This is a genomic window from Variovorax atrisoli, from assembly GCF_014195185.1.
In the GTDB taxonomy this organism is placed as follows: Bacteria; Pseudomonadota; Gammaproteobacteria; order Burkholderiales; family Burkholderiaceae_C; genus Variovorax; species Variovorax atrisoli.
The window spans coordinates 453,933-471,116 of the sequence record NZ_JACIBG010000004.1 but is presented as its reverse complement, the minus strand read 5'-3'; the positions used below and the strand labels follow the sequence as shown (position 1 = coordinate 471,116).

The 17,184-nt window shown below is 69.1% G+C and carries 16 protein-coding genes; 11 read left to right on the top strand and 5 right to left on the bottom strand.

Going from position 1 to position 17,184, the window contains the following annotated elements:
* Positions 1-37: 37 nt before the first annotated feature.
* On the bottom strand, positions 38-1,582 hold the full coding sequence (locus FHY06_RS17375) for a YifB family Mg chelatase-like AAA ATPase (protein ID WP_184605883.1): 1,545 nt from the start codon (positions 1,580-1,582) through the stop codon (positions 38-40).
* A gap of 214 nt (positions 1,583-1,796) precedes the next feature.
* On the opposite strand from FHY06_RS17375, the gene FHY06_RS17370 reads away from it, so the two are divergent.
* The 9 genes from FHY06_RS17370 to FHY06_RS17330 all read left to right on the top strand — a co-directional run bounded on the left by FHY06_RS17370 (position 1,797) and on the right by FHY06_RS17330 (position 11,280).
* Positions 1,797-2,675: a TorF family putative porin gene (locus tag FHY06_RS17370; RefSeq protein WP_019657965.1), complete on the top strand. Its 879-nt coding sequence runs from the start codon at positions 1,797-1,799 to the stop codon at positions 2,673-2,675.
* A gap of 67 nt (positions 2,676-2,742) precedes the next feature.
* A complete protein-coding gene (glnK, locus tag FHY06_RS17365; protein WP_007833403.1) occupies positions 2,743-3,081 on the top strand; it encodes a P-II family nitrogen regulator in 339 nt (112 codons plus the stop codon).
* Positions 3,082-3,110: 29 nt separating this feature from the next.
* Positions 3,111-4,547 (top strand): ammonium transporter, encoded by a 1,437-nt coding sequence (locus tag FHY06_RS17360; RefSeq protein WP_026346784.1) that lies wholly within the window; start codon positions 3,111-3,113, stop codon positions 4,545-4,547.
* 213 nt (positions 4,548-4,760) lie between these two features.
* Positions 4,761-5,693 carry an SMP-30/gluconolactonase/LRE family protein gene (locus tag FHY06_RS17355; RefSeq protein WP_184605882.1) on the top strand — a complete coding sequence of 311 codons (933 nt, stop codon included), beginning with the start codon at positions 4,761-4,763 and terminating at the stop codon, positions 5,691-5,693.
* Positions 5,694-5,731: 38 nt separating this feature from the next.
* Complete coding sequence (locus FHY06_RS17350; RefSeq protein ID WP_126184168.1) at positions 5,732-6,616, top strand: LysR substrate-binding domain-containing protein; 885 nt, start codon at positions 5,732-5,734, stop codon at positions 6,614-6,616.
* Positions 6,617-6,748: 132 nt separating this feature from the next.
* Positions 6,749-8,251 (top strand): FAD-linked oxidase C-terminal domain-containing protein, encoded by a 1,503-nt coding sequence (locus tag FHY06_RS17345; protein ID WP_126184167.1) that lies wholly within the window; start codon positions 6,749-6,751, stop codon positions 8,249-8,251.
* Between the two features lie 118 nt (positions 8,252-8,369).
* A complete protein-coding gene (glcE, locus tag FHY06_RS17340) occupies positions 8,370-9,482 on the top strand; it encodes a glycolate oxidase subunit GlcE (protein WP_184605881.1) in 1,113 nt (370 codons plus the stop codon).
* Between the two features lie 17 nt (positions 9,483-9,499).
* Complete coding sequence (glcF, locus tag FHY06_RS17335) at positions 9,500-10,738, top strand: glycolate oxidase subunit GlcF (RefSeq protein WP_132751869.1); 1,239 nt, start codon at positions 9,500-9,502, stop codon at positions 10,736-10,738.
* A gap of 101 nt (positions 10,739-10,839) precedes the next feature.
* Positions 10,840-11,280, top strand: a complete 441-nt coding sequence (locus FHY06_RS17330; protein WP_132800232.1) for a carboxypeptidase-like regulatory domain-containing protein — start codon at positions 10,840-10,842, stop codon at positions 11,278-11,280.
* 19 nt (positions 11,281-11,299) lie between these two features.
* Here the strand turns inward: FHY06_RS17330 and FHY06_RS17325 are convergent, their stop codons facing one another.
* The 3 genes from FHY06_RS17325 to lplT form a co-directional block, all read right to left on the bottom strand.
* Positions 11,300-11,788, bottom strand: coding sequence for a glutathione peroxidase (locus tag FHY06_RS17325; RefSeq protein ID WP_019657972.1), 489 nt, complete (start codon positions 11,786-11,788; stop codon positions 11,300-11,302).
* Between the two features lie 11 nt (positions 11,789-11,799).
* Positions 11,800-12,693 (bottom strand): DMT family transporter, encoded by an 894-nt coding sequence (locus FHY06_RS17320; protein ID WP_184605880.1) that lies wholly within the window; start codon positions 12,691-12,693, stop codon positions 11,800-11,802.
* A gap of 112 nt (positions 12,694-12,805) precedes the next feature.
* Positions 12,806-14,110 (bottom strand): lysophospholipid transporter LplT, encoded by a 1,305-nt coding sequence (gene lplT / locus FHY06_RS17315; RefSeq protein WP_019657974.1) that lies wholly within the window; start codon positions 14,108-14,110, stop codon positions 12,806-12,808.
* 203 nt (positions 14,111-14,313) lie between these two features.
* Here lplT and alr point away from each other — a divergent pair, with 203 nt between their 5' ends.
* Both alr and FHY06_RS17305 read left to right on the top strand, forming a co-directional pair.
* The gene (gene alr, locus FHY06_RS17310; RefSeq protein WP_019657975.1) at positions 14,314-15,414 is read left to right on the top strand and encodes an alanine racemase; all 1,101 of its coding nucleotides are present in this window, start codon (positions 14,314-14,316) and stop codon (positions 15,412-15,414) included.
* A gap of 4 nt (positions 15,415-15,418) precedes the next feature.
* Entirely contained in the window at positions 15,419-16,183 is a 765-nt protein-coding gene (locus tag FHY06_RS17305; RefSeq protein WP_019657976.1) for a hypothetical protein, read from the top strand.
* Here FHY06_RS17305 and FHY06_RS17300 read toward each other — a convergent pair.
* Complete coding sequence (locus FHY06_RS17300; RefSeq protein ID WP_184605879.1) at positions 16,137-17,108, bottom strand: LysR family transcriptional regulator; 972 nt, start codon at positions 17,106-17,108, stop codon at positions 16,137-16,139. The two genes, FHY06_RS17305 and FHY06_RS17300, sit on opposite strands and share 47 nt — an antisense overlap.
* Positions 17,109-17,184: the final 76 nt, after the last annotated feature.

Here is a 17,184-nt window from a genome sequence, read left to right as displayed (position 1 = left end):
GCGTCGAGAAGCTCTTCTTCTTTTTCTTCTTCTACTTCTAGGCAGCCCCGCGCAGCGCCCTTCGGTACTGCACCGCCTCCGCCAGGTGCCCGACCTGCACCGCCTCCGACCCTGCCAGATCCGCAATCGTGCGCGCCACCTTCAGCGCCCGGTGCGTGCTGCGCGCGGACCATCCGAGCTTGGCGGCGGCGTTGAACATGAATGCGCGGGCCGTGTCGTCGAGGGCCGCGTGGCGGTCGATGGCCGCGCCGTGCAGTGACTGGTTGGCATGGCCCTGGCGCTGCATCGCGCGCTCGCGTGCGGCGACGACGCGTTCGCGGATGCTGTCGGTCGATTCGCCCGCAGGCGCTTCGAGCAGCAGCTGGGCCGAGACCGGCGGCACTTCGATGTGCAGGTCGATGCGGTCGAGCAGCGGGCCGCTGAGCTTTCCCTGGTAGCGCGAGACCTGTTCCGGCGTGCAGCGGCAGGGCCGCGCCGAGGAGCCGAGATAGCCGCAGGGGCAGGGGTTCATCGCGGCGACGAGCTGGAAGCGCGCGAGGAACTCGGCGCGCTGCGCGGCGCGCGCGATGGTGATCGTGCCGGTCTCCAGCGGCTCGCGCAGCGCTTCGAGGGCGGATCGGGCGAACTCGGGGAATTCGTCGAGGAAGAGGACGCCATGGTGCGCGCGCGAGATTTCCCCGGGGCGCGGCGGCGAGCCTCCGCCGACCAGCGCCACGGCGCTCGCAGTGTGGTGCGGAGCACAGGTAGGCCTCACGCGCCAGCGCTGCGTCGCGAAGCGCCCGCCCAGGCTGGCCACTGCGGCGCTCTCCAGTGCCTCGTCGATGTGCATCGCGGGCAGCAGGCCGGCGAAGCGCTGGGCCAGCATCGACTTGCCCGAGCCGGGCTCGCCCACCATCAGCAGGCTGTGGCCGCCCGCCGCGGCGATCTCGAGCACGCGCTTGACGCCGGTATGGCCCTTGACTTCGGCCAGGTCGGCGTAGCGGGGTGGCGCCACGTCGGGCGCGGCGTGGATGCGGGCCCAGCCGTCGTCCGCGGTGTCGGGCAGCTGGGAGGCTTCCTCGTCGGTCGCCACGAACTGGCGCACCACGTCCAGCAGGTGCTTCGCGCCGTAGACCTCGCCGCCCGGCACCAGGGCCGCCTCCAGCGCACTCTCCAGGGGCAGCACCAGCCGGGTCGCGACGCCGCGCGTGTGCAGGGCGAGCGCCATGGCCAGGGCGCCGCGGACGGGCCGCAGCTCACCCGACAGCGAGAGCTCGCCGGCGAACTCGTGGCCGGCGAGCTTCGCGTCGTCGATCTGGCCGCTGGCGGCGAGGATGCCCAGCGCGATGGGCAGGTCGAAGCGCCCGGAGTCCTTCGGCAGGTCGGCCGGCGCGAGGTTGACCGTGATGCGTTTGTTATTGGGAAATTCCAGCCCCGCGTTCTGGAGCGCCGAGCGCACGCGCTCGCGCGCCTCCTTGACCTCCGTTTCGACCAGTCCGACCAGCGTGAAGCTGGGCAAACCGTTCGCCAGATGCACCTCTACCGTGACACTGGCCGCTTCAAGACCCAGCAAGGCGCGGCTTTGCACCAAAGACAGTCCCATTCCTCTCCCTCTCCCCAAGATGGTGCGCACTTTTTGGGCGTTCCCGCGGTGGTGCGGCGCACCGTGCATCTGCAACCACTCGCAACAGGTGTTGTAACGATTTGGCTCTCAACCACGACGTGGGGGCGGTTGCGAGAGGAGGCATTCGTGCACTTTGGCACGCTCCCTGCTTTGAACCCCTCGGTCCCACAACACACCTTCGAGGAGTTCCCTGATGACGCACCGTACCGCCGCCCAGGCGCTGATCGTTCTGGCCACCGCATTGACCGCGTCCGGCGCGGCCCTGGCGCAGACTGCAACGACCGACGCCGCAGCAGCACCGGCTGCGGCACCCGCACCGAACCTCACGGGCAACGTGTCGATCACCACGAACTACAAGTTCCGTGGCCAGGACCAGGACATGATCGGCAAGAACGACTACGCCAAGACCAAGGGCTTCAAGCCCGCCATCCAGGGCGGCCTGGACTACGCCTTCGGCGACAGCGGCTTCTACGTCGGCAACTGGAACTCCAGCGTCAACTGGCTCAAGGGCAACAGCATCGAGATGGACGTCTACGGCGGCTACAAGTTCAAGGCCGGCCCGCTGGACATGGACGTCGGTGCGCTCACCTACATCTACCCGGGCAACTCCTCGGGCAACACCACCGAGCTGTACGTCGGCGCCACCTACGCGAACGACAGCTTCGGCTCCTTCACCGCCAAGTACTCGCACACCGTGTCGAAGGACTACTTCGGCTACGCAGGCAACAAGGCCGGCTCGGGCCTGAAGGGCACGAACACGGGCTACCTGAACCTGTCGTACAGCAAGGAGATCGTGCCCAAGGTCACGCTGAAGGCCGCCGTGGGCTTCACCAACATGTCCAGCGACATCCGCAGCCTGGGCTACAAGAGCTACGTCGACTACAACATCGGCGCGAGCTACGACTTCGGCAACGGCCTGTCGCTGACCGGCTCGGTCCAGGGCGCCAACAAGAAGAACTCGTACCTCGCGGTGAGCAACCCGGGCGTCGACTTCGGCTTCGGCACCTTCGGCACGACCTACTACTCGCCGAACAAGGCCCGCTTCATCGTCACGCTGACGAAGACGCTGTAAGCCATACAACAACGAGGCGTGGCCCAAGCTGCCGCGCCACTTCATTTCCATCCGAAGGAGAAAACTCATGAAGCTGGTCACAGCCATCATCAAACCGTTCAAGCTCGACGAAGTGCGCGAAGCGCTGTCGGCCATCGGCGTGCAGGGGATCACCGTCACCGAGGTGAAGGGTTTCGGCCGCCAGAAGGGCCACACGGAGCTCTACCGCGGCGCTGAATACGTGGTCGACTTCCTGCCCAAGGTCAAGATCGAAGCGGCCGTCTCCGACGACCTCGTCGATCGCGTGATCGAGGCGGTGGAAGGCGCTGCGCGCACCGGCAAGATCGGCGACGGCAAGATCTTCGTCTACAACCTCGAACAGGTCGTTCGCATCCGCACCGGCGAAACGGGCCGCGAAGCCCTCTGATCGAGTCCTGGCCCGAAAGAACAACGACTATGAAAAAACTGCTTGTCTCTCTTGCGCTCGGCTTGAGCGTGTTGGCTGCCGGTACCACCGGCTTCGCGCAGACTCCCGCCGCGGCAACCGCCGAGGCTCCGGCCGCGTCGGCACCCGCTGCCGCCGCGCCCGCCCCGGCTGCTGCTCCCGCAGCGGCAGCCCCGGCCGCCGCCGATGCAGCTCCTGCTGCGCCCGCCGCGGCCCCCGCTCCGAAGATCGACTCCGGCGACACCGCCTGGATGCTGACTTCGACCCTTCTCGTGATCCTGATGACCATCCCCGGCCTCGCGCTGTTCTATGGCGGCCTGGGCCGCTCGAAGAACATGCTGTCGGTGCTGATGCAGGTCTTCGTGATCTTCTCGCTGATCAGCATCCTGTGGGCCGTCTACGGCTACAGCCTGGCCTTCTCGGGTGACGGCAACTTCTTCGGAGGATTCGACAAGATCTTCATGAAGGGCATCACGCAGGAGACCTTCGGCGCGCTGACCACGATTCCCGAATACGTGTTCGTCGCCTTCCAGGGCACCTTCGCGGCCATCACCGTGGCGCTGATCGTCGGCGCCTTCGCGGAGCGCGCCAAGTTCTCGGCCGTGTTGCTGTTCTCGGTGCTGTGGTTCACCTTCAGCTACGTGCCGATCGCCCACATCGTGTGGGGCGGCGGCCTGCTGGGCAAGGACGGCGCTCTGGACTTCGCCGGCGGCACCGTGGTGCACATCAACGCCGGTGTGGCCGGCCTGGTCGGCGCCTACATGGTCGGCAAGCGCGTCGGCTACGGCAAGGAAGCCTTCACGCCTCACTCGCTCACGCTCACCATGGTCGGCGCTTCGCTGCTGTGGGTCGGCTGGTTCGGCTTCAACGCCGGCTCGGCCGGTGCTGCCAACGCCGTCGCCGGCCTGGCCTTCGTGAACACGGTGCTCGCCACCGCCGCCGCGGCCCTGTCGTGGATCCTGGGCGAGAGCCTGCACAAGGGCAAGGCCTCGATGCTGGGTGCAGCATCCGGTGCCGTCGCCGGCCTGGTGGCCGTCACGCCCGCCGCCGGCTTCGTCGGTCCGATGGGTTCGATCGTGCTGGGCCTGCTGGCCGGCCTGGTCTGCCTGTGGGGCGTGGGCGGCCTGAAGCGTATGCTCGGTGCCGACGACGCGTTCGACGTGTTCGGCGTCCACGGCGTGGGCGGTATCCTGGGTGCCATCCTGACCGGCGTGTTCGCGGCCAAGGGCCTGGGCGGCACCGGCGGCGCGACCCCCGACACCTTCGCGATGGGCGCACAGGTCTGGATCCAGATCAAGAGCGTGCTGCTCACGATCGTGTGGTCTGGCGTCGTGGCCTTCATCGCCTACAAGATCGCCGACCTGACCCTCGGCCTGCGTGTGTCGGAAGAAGAAGAGCGCGAAGGCCTCGACATCTCCTCGCACGGCGAGACCGCATACAACAGGTAAACCCCCAGGCTTCGCGCACTTCGTGTCGCGCGCGCCTTCCCCCTTGCAGGGGGCAACACCAGCGGCCCGGCAAAGCCGGTTCCGCGGTGTTCCCCGACTGAAGAAAAAGTTTCAAGCGAGGTCTCCTTTGGATGTTCAGCCCGCGAGCGCTTCGGCGCCAGCGGGCTTTTTTTTGTCCGGGGCCCCGGCGGGCGGGAGCAAAATCTCGCCACCATGTGGACCTCCATCGAAGACAGCCTCTGCGAGCTCGGCGAATCGCCGTTCTGGCATCCCGAAGAACGATCGCTCTACTGGCTCGACATTCCCGGCCGTGCAGTGCTGCGCACGCGCGGTGAGATCGGGTCGCCGGGCGCGAAGGTCGAGCGCTGGCCCCTGCCCACCGAACCCGGCTGCATGGCGCCCGCGCGCAGCGGCGGCCTGGTGATCGCACTGCGCGACGGCATCTACCGTGCGCGCGAATGGGGTGGCGAGCTGGCCGTGATGGCGCGCGTCGAGCACGACGTGCGCACCATGCGCTTCAACGACGGCAAGTGCGACCCGCTGGGCCGCTTCTGGGGTGGGTCGCTCAACGAGGCGAAGGACCGCGCCAACGCCGCGCTCTATTGCTTCGACGCGCGCCCCGGCACAGGCGTCTCGCCCACGCTCACGCAGATGGCCAACGAGTCCACCACCGCCAACGGCCTGGCCTTCTCGCCCGATGCGCGCACCCTCTACTGGGCCGACACCGCCGCGCACGTGGTCTGCGCATGGGACTGGGATGCCGAGGCCAACTCGCTCTCGCACGCCCGCGTGTTCCACCAGTTCGACGCCAAGCGCGAGGGCTGGACCGTCGATGCGCCGCTGGGCTACCAGGGCCGCCCCGACGGCGCCACCGTCGACGCGCAGGGCAACTACTGGGTCGCCATGTTCGAAGGCGCGCAGCTGCTGCGCTTCGCGCCCACGGGCGAGATCGTCGCCGCGGTGCCCGTGCCCGTGCAGTGCCCGACCATGCCCTGCTTCGGCGGCGACGACCTGAAGACGCTGTTCGTCACCAGCGGCCGCAAGGGCAGGCCCGCCGCCGAGATCGCGCAGCGGCCCGCCTCGGGCACGGTGATCTCGATGCGCGTCGACACGCCCGGCCTGCCGGTCAGCTTCTTCGAAGACTGAGCCGAGCCGAACCGAGAACGCAGCACCGGGCGCCACGCATGGCCCTGCAGCACATCCCGCCGATCCAGTGCCTGCTGACCTTCGAGGCCGTGGCGCGCCTGCGCCATGCGGGCCGCGCGGCCGACGAGCTGTGCGTCACGCCCAGCGCTGTGAGCCACCGCATCCGGCAGCTCGAATCGCATGTCGGCTTCAAGCTCTTCGGCCGCGGCGACTTCAGCCTCACGGCCGATGGTGCCGCCTATCTCGCGAACGTGCGAACGGGGCTCGCGGCGCTGCAGGCCACGCCTCTGGGCGGCAGTGCCGCGCAGCGCGCCACGCGGCTGCGCATCGCGGTCACCCCCACCTTCAGCCGGCAGTTCCTCATGCCGAGGCTGGAGCTGTTCCGCAACATCTATCCCGACATCGAGCTGGTGCTGCAGGTGTCGATCCCGCTGCTCGACGTGACGGCCGAGCAGGCCGACCTCGAGGTGCGCTACGGCCCCGGCGGCTATGCCGACTGCGAGCACCGGCTGCTGATCGAAGAGCAGGTGGTGCCTGCCTGCAGCCCGAGCTACCTCAACGAGTTCGGCCCCTTCACGGGCTTTCGCAGCGCGGCCGAGATCGCCGCCGCGCGCCTGATCCGCAGCCCGCTCGAACCCTGGGGCACCTGGTTCGCCAGTTGCGGCATCGACCAGCCCGAGCCCGCCATCGGCTCGCAGTTCAACGACCTGGGGCTGATGTACGACGCGGCCGCGAGCGGCTTCGGCGTGGCGCTTGTGCGGCAGAAGCTGGGTGCGGAGTGGTTCGAGTCGGGGCGGCTGGTGGCGCTGTCCGACCAGGCGGTGGTCTCGCCGCACCGGCACTACATCTGCTGGCAGCCGGGCACGCTGGAGCGCTGGGAGTGCGCGGCTTTCGCCGACTGGCTGGGGCAGAGCCTGCGCTGAACCGGACGGCCGGGCGCGAAGTTCTTTCAAGCTGCCGGCGAAAAACCATCAACCCGGCTCGGCCGGAATGTCCGTAGAGTGCGGTAAACACGAGACATCCCGCGAGCAAGAAATAAAGAAAGAGGCCGCCGCATGAACGCGCCGCTGACCCCCACGCAACACGATTCGCTACAGAAAACGGAGCGCCAGTCGCAGATCGTGCGAGCGCTGCAGCCTCACCTGCCGGCCCACGCGCTGATCTGGCACGACGAGGACACCACCCCCTACGAGTGCGACGGCCTCACCGCCTACCGCGCCCGCCCGCTGGTGGTGGCCCTGCCCGAGACCGAGGCGCAGGTGGCTGCCGTGCTCAAGACCTGCCACCAGCTCGGCGTGCCGGTGGTCGCGCGCGGCGCGGGCACCGGACTCTCGGGCGGCGCCATGCCGCACACCATGGGCGTGACGCTGTCGCTCGCCAGGTTCAACCGCATCCTGAAGATCGATCCGGTGAGCCGCACGGCCGTGGTCCAGTGCGGGGTGCGCAACCTCGCCATCAGCGAGGCGGCCGCGCCCTTCAACCTCTACTACGCGCCCGATCCGTCGAGCCAGATCGCCTGCACCATCGGCGGCAACGTGGCCGAGAACTCGGGCGGCGTGCACTGCCTCAAGTACGGGCTCACGCTGCACAACGTGATGCGGGTGCGCGGCTTCACCGCCGAGGGCGAGGCGATCGAGTTCGGCGGCGAGGCGCTCGACGCGCCGGGCCTAGACCTGCTCGCGCTGGTCATCGGCAGCGAAGGCATGCTGGCCGTGACCACCGAGGTCACCGTCAAGCTGGTGCCCAAGCCGCAGCTCGCGCGCTGCATCATGGCCAGCTTCGACGACGTGCGGAAGGCCGGTGACGCGGTGGCCGCGGTGATCGCGGCCGGCATCATCCCCGCCGGCCTGGAGATGATGGACAAGCCCATGACCGCTGCGGTCGAAGATTTCGTGCGCGCCGGCTACGACCTCGACGCCGCCGCCATCCTGCTGTGCGAATCCGACGGCACGCCCGAGGAGGTGGAGGAAGAGATTGGTCGCATGACCGCCGTGCTGCGCGCCTCGGGCGCCACCGCCATCGCCTGCAGCAGCAGCGAGGAAGAGCGCATGAGGTTCTGGAGCGGACGCAAGAACGCGTTCCCCGCCTCGGGCCGCATCAGCCCCGACTACATGTGCCTGGACTCCACCATCCCGCGCAAGCGCCTGGCCGACATCCTGCTGGCCATCCAGGAGATGGAAAAGAAGTACGACCTGCGCTGCTGCAACGTCTTCCACGCGGGCGACGGCAACCTGCATCCGCTGGTGCTGTTCGACGCCAACGACCCCGACGAGCTGCACCGCTGCGAGCTCTTCGGCGCGGACATCCTGGAGACCAGTGTCGCGATGGGCGGCACCGTCTCGGGCGAGCATGGCGTGGGCGTGGAAAAGCTCAACAGCATGTGCGTGCAGTTCACCGCCGCAGAGAACGAGCAGATGTTCGGCGTGAAGCGCGCCTTCGACCCCGAGGGCATGCTCAACCCAGGCAAGGTGATTCCCACGCTGCAGCGCTGCGCCGAGTACGGCAAGCAGGTGGTGCGTGGGGGCAGGCTGCCGCATCCCGATCTGCCGAGGTTCTGATGAAGGCCGGCTTTTCTCTTTCGCAGCGCGATCACGTCGACGGGGGACATTCGCTGAGGGGAGCACCCGGCGGCCTGTGCACGCACCCCGAACAACGACATCAAATACAGAGCCCACGATGAGCATCGACACTGCACTGAACCACATGGTCGAGCGAATTCGTGCCGCGGCTGCAGAAGCCGAGCCGCTGTGCATTCGCGGCGGCGGCACGAAGGACTTCTATGGCGAGATACCGCAAGGCGAAGTGCTGAGCACCGCGGACCTCGCCGGCATCACGAGCTACGAACCGAGCGAGCTGGTCGTCACCGTTCGCGCGGGCACCCCCCTGGCCGAACTCGAAGCCGCACTCGCCGAGAAGGGTCAGTGCCTGCCCTTCGAGCCGCCGTGCTTCGGCGGCGGCGGCACGGTGGGCGGCATGGTCGCTGCCGGACTCAGCGGCCCGGCGCGCGCCAGCGTCGGTTCGGTGCGCGACTACGTGCTCGGCGCCACGCTGGTCAACGGCCGCGGCGAGGTGCTGAGCTTCGGCGGCCAGGTGATGAAGAACGTCGCGGGCTATGACGTCTCGCGCGTGCTCGCCGGTTCGCTCGGCACGCTGGGCGTGATCGCCGAGGTCAGTCTCAAGGTGCTTCCCGTACCGCCCGCCGAGGCCACGCTGGAGTTCGCCTGCACCCAGGCCGATGCGCTGCGGCTGCTCAACGAATGGGGCGGCCGGCCGCTGCCGCTGAACGCGAGCTGCTGGTTCGAATACGCCGGGGCGGGCGCGCTCTACCTGCGGCTGCGCGGTGCGGTCGCCGCCGTGGAAGCCGCGTGCGAACACCTGGGCGGCGAGCGCAAGGACAACGCGCGCGCCGCCGCCGACTGGCAATCGCTGCGCGACCAGCAGCTGCCGTGGTTCGCCACCGGCGAGGGGCCCGATGCGCTCTGGCGCGTGTCGGTGCCGCAGACCGCGCCGGTGCTGTCGATCGACGGTGCCGCGCCGCTGATCGAATGGCACGGCGGCCAGCGCTGGTACAAGGCGCCGCCCTCGCAGGCCGCGCGCATCCGCGAGATCGCGCGCGCGGCGGGCGGCCATGCCACGCTGTTCCGCATGCCGGGCTCGGGCGCGCAGGGGGCCGTCGCGCCGCGCTTCGACGCGCTGAGCGCACCCGTCGAGCGCATCCAGCGCGCGCTGATGCGCGAGTTCGATCCGCACGGCATCTTCAACCGCGGCCGCCTGCTGCCCGCCCACTGAGAACAAGAACAGAAGACATGCAAACCGAGCTCGCCCCCGAATTCAAAGGCACCGACGAAGGCCGCGAGGCCGAGGCCATCCTGCGCAAGTGCGTGCACTGCGGCTTCTGCACCGCCACCTGCCCGACCTACCAGCTGCTCGGCGACGAGCTCGATGGTCCGCGCGGGCGCATCTATCTCATCAAGCAGGTGCTCGAGGGCAAGGAGCCGACGCGCAGCACGCAGCTGCACCTCGACCGCTGCCTCACCTGCCGCAATTGCGAGAGCACCTGCCCGAGCGGCGTGCAGTACGGCCACCTGGTCGATATCGGCCGCAGGATCGTCGACGAGAAGGTGCCGCGGCCCGCAATGGAGTCCGCACAGCGCTGGGTGCTCAAGGAAGGCCTGCCGTCGCCGCTCTTCGGCCCCGCGATGAAGCTGGGCCAGTCGGTGCGCGGGCTGCTGCCCGAGGCGCTGAAGGCCAAGGTGCCGGCGAAGCAGGAGGCCGGCGCATGGCCCACGGCCACGCATGCGCGCAAGGTGCTGATGCTCGCGGGCTGCGTGCAGCCGTCGATGATGCCCAACATCAACGCCGCCACCGCGCGCGTGCTCGACGCGGCCGGCATCCAGGCGGTGATCGCGCCCGAGGCCGGCTGCTGCGGCGCGGTGAAGTTCCACCTGAACGACCAGGAGGGCGGCAAGGCCCAGATGCGCGCCAACATCGACGCGTGGTGGCCGCTCGTGGAGCGCAACGAGGTCGAGGCCATCGTCATGAACGCCTCGGGCTGCGGCGTCACCGTGCGCGAGTACGGCCACATGCTGCAGCACGACGCGGCCTATGCGCTGAAGGCCGCGCGCATCAGCGAACTCACGCGCGACCTGGGCGAGCTGCTGCCCGACATCGTGCCCGCGCTGAAGTCGCGCGTGAAGGCGCCCGAGGGCGTGGTGGCCTACCACCCGCCGTGCACGCTGCAGCACGGCCAGAAGCTGCGCGGCGGCGTCGAGACGCACCTGCGCGCGCTGGGCTTCGACATGCGCGTGGCGATGAACGAATCGCACCTGTGCTGCGGCTCGGCCGGCACCTACTCGGTGCTGCAGCCCGAGCTGGCCTACCCGCTGCGCGACCGCAAGCTGGGGCACCTGAAGCAGCTTCGTCCGTCGGTGATCGCCTCGGCCAACATCGGCTGCATCACCCATCTGCAAAGCGGCAGCGAGGACACGCCCGTGCGGCACTGGGTCGAGCTGCTGGACGCGGCGCTGGCGCCCGGCAAGGGCTGATCGCAGGCGCCGTCGGACAAGCGTGAGGGGGCTGGTCCGACTCGCGCGGCGCCGGTCCGCGGCGCATCATGGCCGCACCGAATCTGCAAGGAGAAAGCGCCATGTTCCACCTTCTGCCCGCATCCACTACCTCCGCCACGCTGCGTCGCGTCCTGCTGGCCTGCCTCTGCGCGGGCGGCGCGATGGCCGCGCAGGCCCAGGGCGCCATGCCCCAGTGGCAGGGCGCAGGGTCGGCGCGCTACGTTTGCGGCGGCATCGGCTCCGACGAATCGACGGCGATGCGCGCGGCCATGAAGGAGCATCCGCTCGCGCTGCTGTTCGCCCGCGCCGACGGCGCCTACATGGCGAACGTGGACGTGACCATCAAGGGCGGCGACGCCGGCAGCGCCGCCGCGCTGGCGTTCCGCGCGAGCGGCCCGGTCTGCCTGGTCGACGTGCCCAACGGGCGCTACGTGATCGACGTCGCGGCGCCCGGCGGCGCGGTGAAGAGCCAGACCGTGACGGTGGGCGGCGGGCCGAAGACGGCCGACTTCAGGTTCTGACGCGGCAGCGGATGGCCGCTCAGGCCGCGGCCAGCGCGGCCTCGACGTCGCGCTCCAGCGAAGCCGGCGTGTCCAGCGGCGCGTAGCGCTTGATCACGGTGCCGTCGCGGCCGATGAGGAACTTCGTGAAGTTCCACTTGATGGCCGTGCTGCCCAGAAGGCCCGGCTTCTCTTTCGTGAGCCACTTGTAGAGCGGAGCGGCGTTCGCGCCGTTCACGTCGATCTTCTCCATCATCGGGAAGCTCACGCCGTAGTTCTTCATGCAGAAGGCGCCGATCTCCTCGTTGGTGCCCGGGTCCTGGCCGCCGAACTGGTTGGAGGGGAAGCCCAGCACCGCGAGGCCCTTGTCGGCGTACTTCTCGTGCAGTGCCTCCAGTCCCGCGAACTGCGGCGTGAAGCCGCACTTGCTGGCGGTGTTGACGATCAGCAGCACCTTGCCCTTGAAGGCGGAGAGCTTCACCGGCTTGCCGTCGATCAGGTTGGCTTCGAAATCGTAGACGCTGGCCATGCTGTTTTTCCTCAGGTGGGAGACGAAGTGGCGCGATCATCGCGCCGCACGGGCGTTCGCGCAAACGCCGCCCAGACCGCGCCGAGCACGATCAGCGAGCCACCCACGAGGATGCGCGAGTCCATCGCGGCCGCGCCCAGTGCCACGGAGGAGACGCTTGCGAACAGCACCTCCGACAGCATGATCACCGAGGTCGCCGAGGCCGTGAGCCGCGCCGCACCGTACTGCAGGCACACGTTGGCGAGGACGAAGGCCGTGCCCAGCAGTGCGGCCCAGCCCAGCCAGCCCGGCGCGGCGCGCAGCGGCGAATCGAACGCGCCGAGCGCAGTGCCGCTCATCGCCGCTACGCCGGCCACGAAGGCGCAGCCGCAGAACATCGCCAGCGCGCGCGACTCGCCGGGCGCCTGCCGCAGATGGCGCAGCGCGATGTTGGTGACGGCGAAGCCGAAGCCCGCCGCCACGCCCAGCCAGTCGGGCAGACTCGACGGCACCGGCCAGTCGGCGCCGGGTGCCTTCAGCACCACCGCCACGCCCGTGAGCGCAAGCGCCACCCGCGCCAGCGCGCCGCCGGTGGGCCGCTCGCCGAGCAGCAGCCAGGCCAGCAGCACGCTCCACAGCGGCATCAGGTAGAAGAGGAGCACCACGCGCACCACGTCGCCCTGCGTCACGGCCCAGTTGAAGCCCACGTTGGTGAAGCCTGCCGCCAGGCCCAGCACCGCCAGCATCGGGAAGGCCGCGAAGCCTTTCCAGGCATGCCAGCGCAGCACGCCCATCAGCACGGCGATGGCCGTGTAGATCAGGCAGGTGGTCCACAGCGGATGCAGGCCGTGGCCCGCGATCTGTCGGAAGGGGAACCAGGAGACGCCCCAGACGAAGGCGTTCAGTAGCAGGGCAAGTGCAGGCATTGGGGCGCGAGTTGTTCAAGGGACGCCGAGGAACCGGCTTCGCCGGGCCTCCGGTGCCGCCCCCGGCGAGGGGGTTGGCGCAGCGACACGAAGTGCGCGCAGCCTGGGGGAGTCAGTGGTGCTTGTCGCTGCGGGCGATGGCGAGCAGGTGCTCCACTTCCTCGGGATACTTCTTGAGGTTGTTCTCGTGCCAGCGCTTGATGATCCACATGCAGCCCGCCACCACGAGGCCGAAGGCGCTGATGGCGCCGTAGGCCGAGAGTCCGAGGCCCGTGCACACGCTGTAGAAGCCGCCCAGCAGGAGGATGCAGGCCTGCTCGTTGAAGTTCTGCACCGCGATGGAACGGCCCGCGCCCATCAGGTTGTGGCCGCGGTGCTGCAGCAGCGCGTTCATCGGCACCACCAGGAAGCCGCCCAGGCCGCCCAGCAGGATGAGGAAGGGCACCGCCAGCCACACGTTGCCGATGAAGTTCATGCAGATCACCATCAGGCCCATCGCGATGCCCATGGGGATCACGCGCGTGGCCATGTCCAGCCGCATGCGCATCGAGGCGACGATCGCGCCCACGGCGGTGCCGATGGTCACCACGCCCGTCAGCGCCGAGGCCTGCGTGGTGTTGTAGCCCAGCGCCAGCGAGGCCCAGGCCAGCACGATGTACTTGAGGTTGCCGCCCGCGCCCCAGAAGAGCGTGGTGGTGGCCAGCGAGATCTGGCCCAGGCGGTCGCGCCACAGGCGGGCGTTGCAGTGCCAGAAGTCGGGCAGCAGGGCGGCGACGTTGCGCATCAGGCCGTGCTCGGGATTGGAGCGCAGCGGACGCATCTCGACGCCGGTGTGCGGGATGCGCGTGTTGAACCAGGCCGCCAGCATGTAGACGAAGATCAGCACCGTGAGCGCCGCCTCGGCCGGCGTGTCGATGCCGGTGTCGATGAGGGGCAGGTCGAAGGCCAGCAGCTTGCTGGAGACCGCATGCCCCACCAGCGTGCCGCCCAGCACGATGCCCAGCAGGATCGACGCGATGGTCAGGCCCTCGATCCAGCCATTGGCCTTGACCAGCTGCGATGCCGGCAGCAGCTCGGTGAGGATGCCGTACTTGGCCGGCGAGTACGCCGCGGCGCCGAGCCCCACGATCGAATACGACAGCAGCGGGTGCGAGCCGAAGAGCATCATCAGGCAGCCCAGCACCTTGATGGCGTTGCTGATGAACATCACCTTGCCCTTGGGCAGGGCGTCGGCGAAGGCGCCCACCAGCGGGGCCAGCACCACATAGAAGACAGCGAAGATGGGCACCAGCGCCGCGCGCTGCCATTCGGGCGCGCCCGAACTCCGCATGAGATCGACCGCAACAACGAAAAGCGCTTGGTCGGCCAGCGACGAAAAGAACTGGGCCGACATGATCGTGTAGAAACCGCGCTTCATCGATGGGCTGGCTGGCCAGAGACGTGCATCAGGTCTGCTGGCGGTAGTGAAAAAGTGTCGCGTAGAGGGCGAATGGGCGGTTATAGCACGGGGGTGCGACGCGCAATCCTGCATCCCCACCGTGTTCGACCCCATTCCCGAAGATGCTAAAACGTGGTCTGCATTGTCCCGGCCTCCTGCCGAGCCCTCTCCGGAAACCCTTCATGCCGCGCCCGATCCTCGCCACCGTCCATACCGAAGCCCTGCGCCACAACCTCGAGCGGGCGCGCCGCTCGGCCCTCGAATCCCGCGTCTGGGCCGTCGTCAAGGCCAACGCCTATGGCCACGGCATCGAGCGGGTCTATGAGGGTTTGCGAGGCGCCGACGGCTTCGCGATGCTCGACCTGGCCGAGGCCGAGCGCGTGCGCGCCCTCGGCTGGCGCGGCCCGGTGCTGCTGCTGGAGGGCGTGTTCGAGGCCCGCGACCTGGAGCTGTGCTCGCGCCTGGACCTCTGGCACACCGTGCACTGCGACGAGCAGATCGACATGCTCGCCGCACACAAGACCCTCAAGCCGCAGCGCGTGTTCCTCAAGATGAACTCTGGCATGAACCGCCTGGGCTTCACGCCCGAGCGCTTCGGCGCCGCCTGGACCCGCCTCAACGCGCTCACCCAGGTCGACGAGATCTCCCTCATGACCCACTTCAGCGATGCCGACGGCAAGCGCGGCATCGACCACCAGCTGGAAGCCTTCGAGCGCGCCACCCGCGACCTGCCGGGCGAGCGCTCCATCGCCAACAGCGCCGCCACGCTGCGCCACCCCGACCGCACGCGCGGCGACTGGGTGCGCCCCGGCGTCATGCTCTATGGCGTCGCGCCCGACTACCCCGAGCATGACGCGGCCCACTGGCAGCTGCAGCCCACCATGACGCTGTCGACCAGGCTGCTGTCGGTGCAGACCCTGAAGGCCGGCGACACCGTCGGCTACGGCTCCAACTTCACGGCCGAAGGGCCGCTCACCATCGGCGTGGCGGCGGTCGGCTATGCCGACGGCTATCCGCGCCACTGCGGCACCGGCACGCCGGTGCTGGTCAACGGCGTGCGCACCCGCATGGTCGGGCGCGTGAGCATGGACATGATCACCGTCGACCTCACGGGCGTGCCCGACGCGCAGTTCGGCAGCGAGGTCACGCTGTGGGGCAAGTCGGCCAGGACGGGCGCCGTGCTGCCCATCGACGAGGTCGCGAAGGCCGGCGGCACCATCGGCTACGAACTCATGTGCGCGGTGGCGCCGCGCGTGCCCTTCGCCGAGCCGGAACCCGCCTGAGGCCGTGAAGATCCTTTCCAACTGGCGCTCCGTGCGCCTGTGGGAAACGCAGCTCGAGCGCGAGTTGCACCGCAAGTACAGCCTGCGCACGCACGGCATCCTCATCGGCAGCTTCACGCTGCTGCTCATGTGGGGCGTCTCTGCGCTGCAGATGCACCTGCTGCACGTCGATTCGCTCGCGGTGCGCTATTTCCTCACGCTGGGCGTGGGGTACCTGGGCTATCTCCTGGTGCTGCGCTGGTGGGCGAAGCGCCTCGTCGAGGAGCGAGGGCTCGACTTCGACGTCGACGCGCCCGACTTCGAGTTCGGCGGAGGACGCGGCGGCAGTTCGCACAGCCACACGGGCATCGGCAAGGCCCCGGGCGATGGCGGGGGTGGCGGTGGCGGCAGCGGCCTCTCCGACGTCGCCAGCGGCGCGCTCGACGTGGCCGGCGGTGCGGACGAGGGCGCGGTGGTCGTCATCCCGGTGATCGCCGTCTTCCTGATCTGCGCGGCCATCCTGTTCGGCGCGGGCTCGCTGGTGCTGCTGTACTTCAGCTGGGACGCGCTGCTGGCCGTGGCCATCGAGATCGCGTTCTCCTACGTGTCGGCGCGCGCGGCGGTGCGCGTGGCGCGCGAGGGCTGGCTCATGGCCGCCGTGCGGCTCACCTGGAAGCCGCTGCTGGGCGCGGTGATCTGCGCGGTGGCGCTGGGCGCGCTGCTCGACCACTTCATGCCGCAGGTCAACTCCCTGCCGGAGGCTGTGCGCGTCCTGCTGAAGAAGCACTGAGCGCGCTCACCAGGTGATCGACCAGCGCCCTGCACTTGGGCGCCACGAAGCGGTTGGGCGGGTACAGGATGTACGCGTGCCCGCGGTAGTTGCCGCGGTACTCCCAGCCGGGCAGCACGCGCACGAGGCTGCCCGCATCCAGCGCCTGCTGCGCGACGAAGGCCGGCACCACGGCCACGCCCAGGTCCGCCAGCGCGCCTTCGAGCCGCACTTCGCTGTGGTTCGAGACATAGCGGCCGCGCACGATGACTTCCGCTTCCTCGTCCTCCTCCTTGTTCTTGTCTCCTTCTTCCCTGCCGAACCGCCAGTGGTTGTCGCGCTCGTGCTCGCCCAGCGAAAGGCAGCTGTGGGCCGCGAGGTCGCGCGGATGCTCGATGGGGCCATGCGCCGCCAGGTAGCGCGGCGAGGCGCAGAGGATGTGCGCCACCGGCATCAGCCGGCGCGCCACCAGCCCCTCGGGCGGCTTCGTCGTCAGCCGGACCACCAGGTCGACGCCTTCGCGGATCGGATCGACGTCGCGGTCGGCCACGATGAGCTGCACGTCCACGTCGGGGTAGCGCCGCAGGAACTCGAGGACGTGCGCATGCAGCACGCGCCGCGCGAAGGCCTTGGGCGCGCTGATGCGCACCAGCCCGCTCGGGCCTGCGGCGAACTGCTGTCCGATCTCCATCGCACCCTGCGCCGCCAGCACCAGTTCGCGGCAGCGCGCGAAGGCCTCGCCGCCCGGCTCGGTCAGCCGCAGCTGGCGCGTGGTGCGCTGCAGCAGCTGGACGCCGATCTCCTTCTCGAGCCGCTTCACTTGCCGGCTCGCTGCCGAAGGCGTCATGCCCAGCAGGTCGGCCGCGGCCGAGAAGCTGCCGAGCTCGGCGACCCGCACGAAGGTCACCATCTCCGGCAGCACCTTGAGAAATGAATTCGTTCCCACGACGCAATAGTCCTGTTCCGGCCGACGCCTGTGCGGCCCGGGTGATGCCCGGAACAATTCCATGCCCGACGGATGC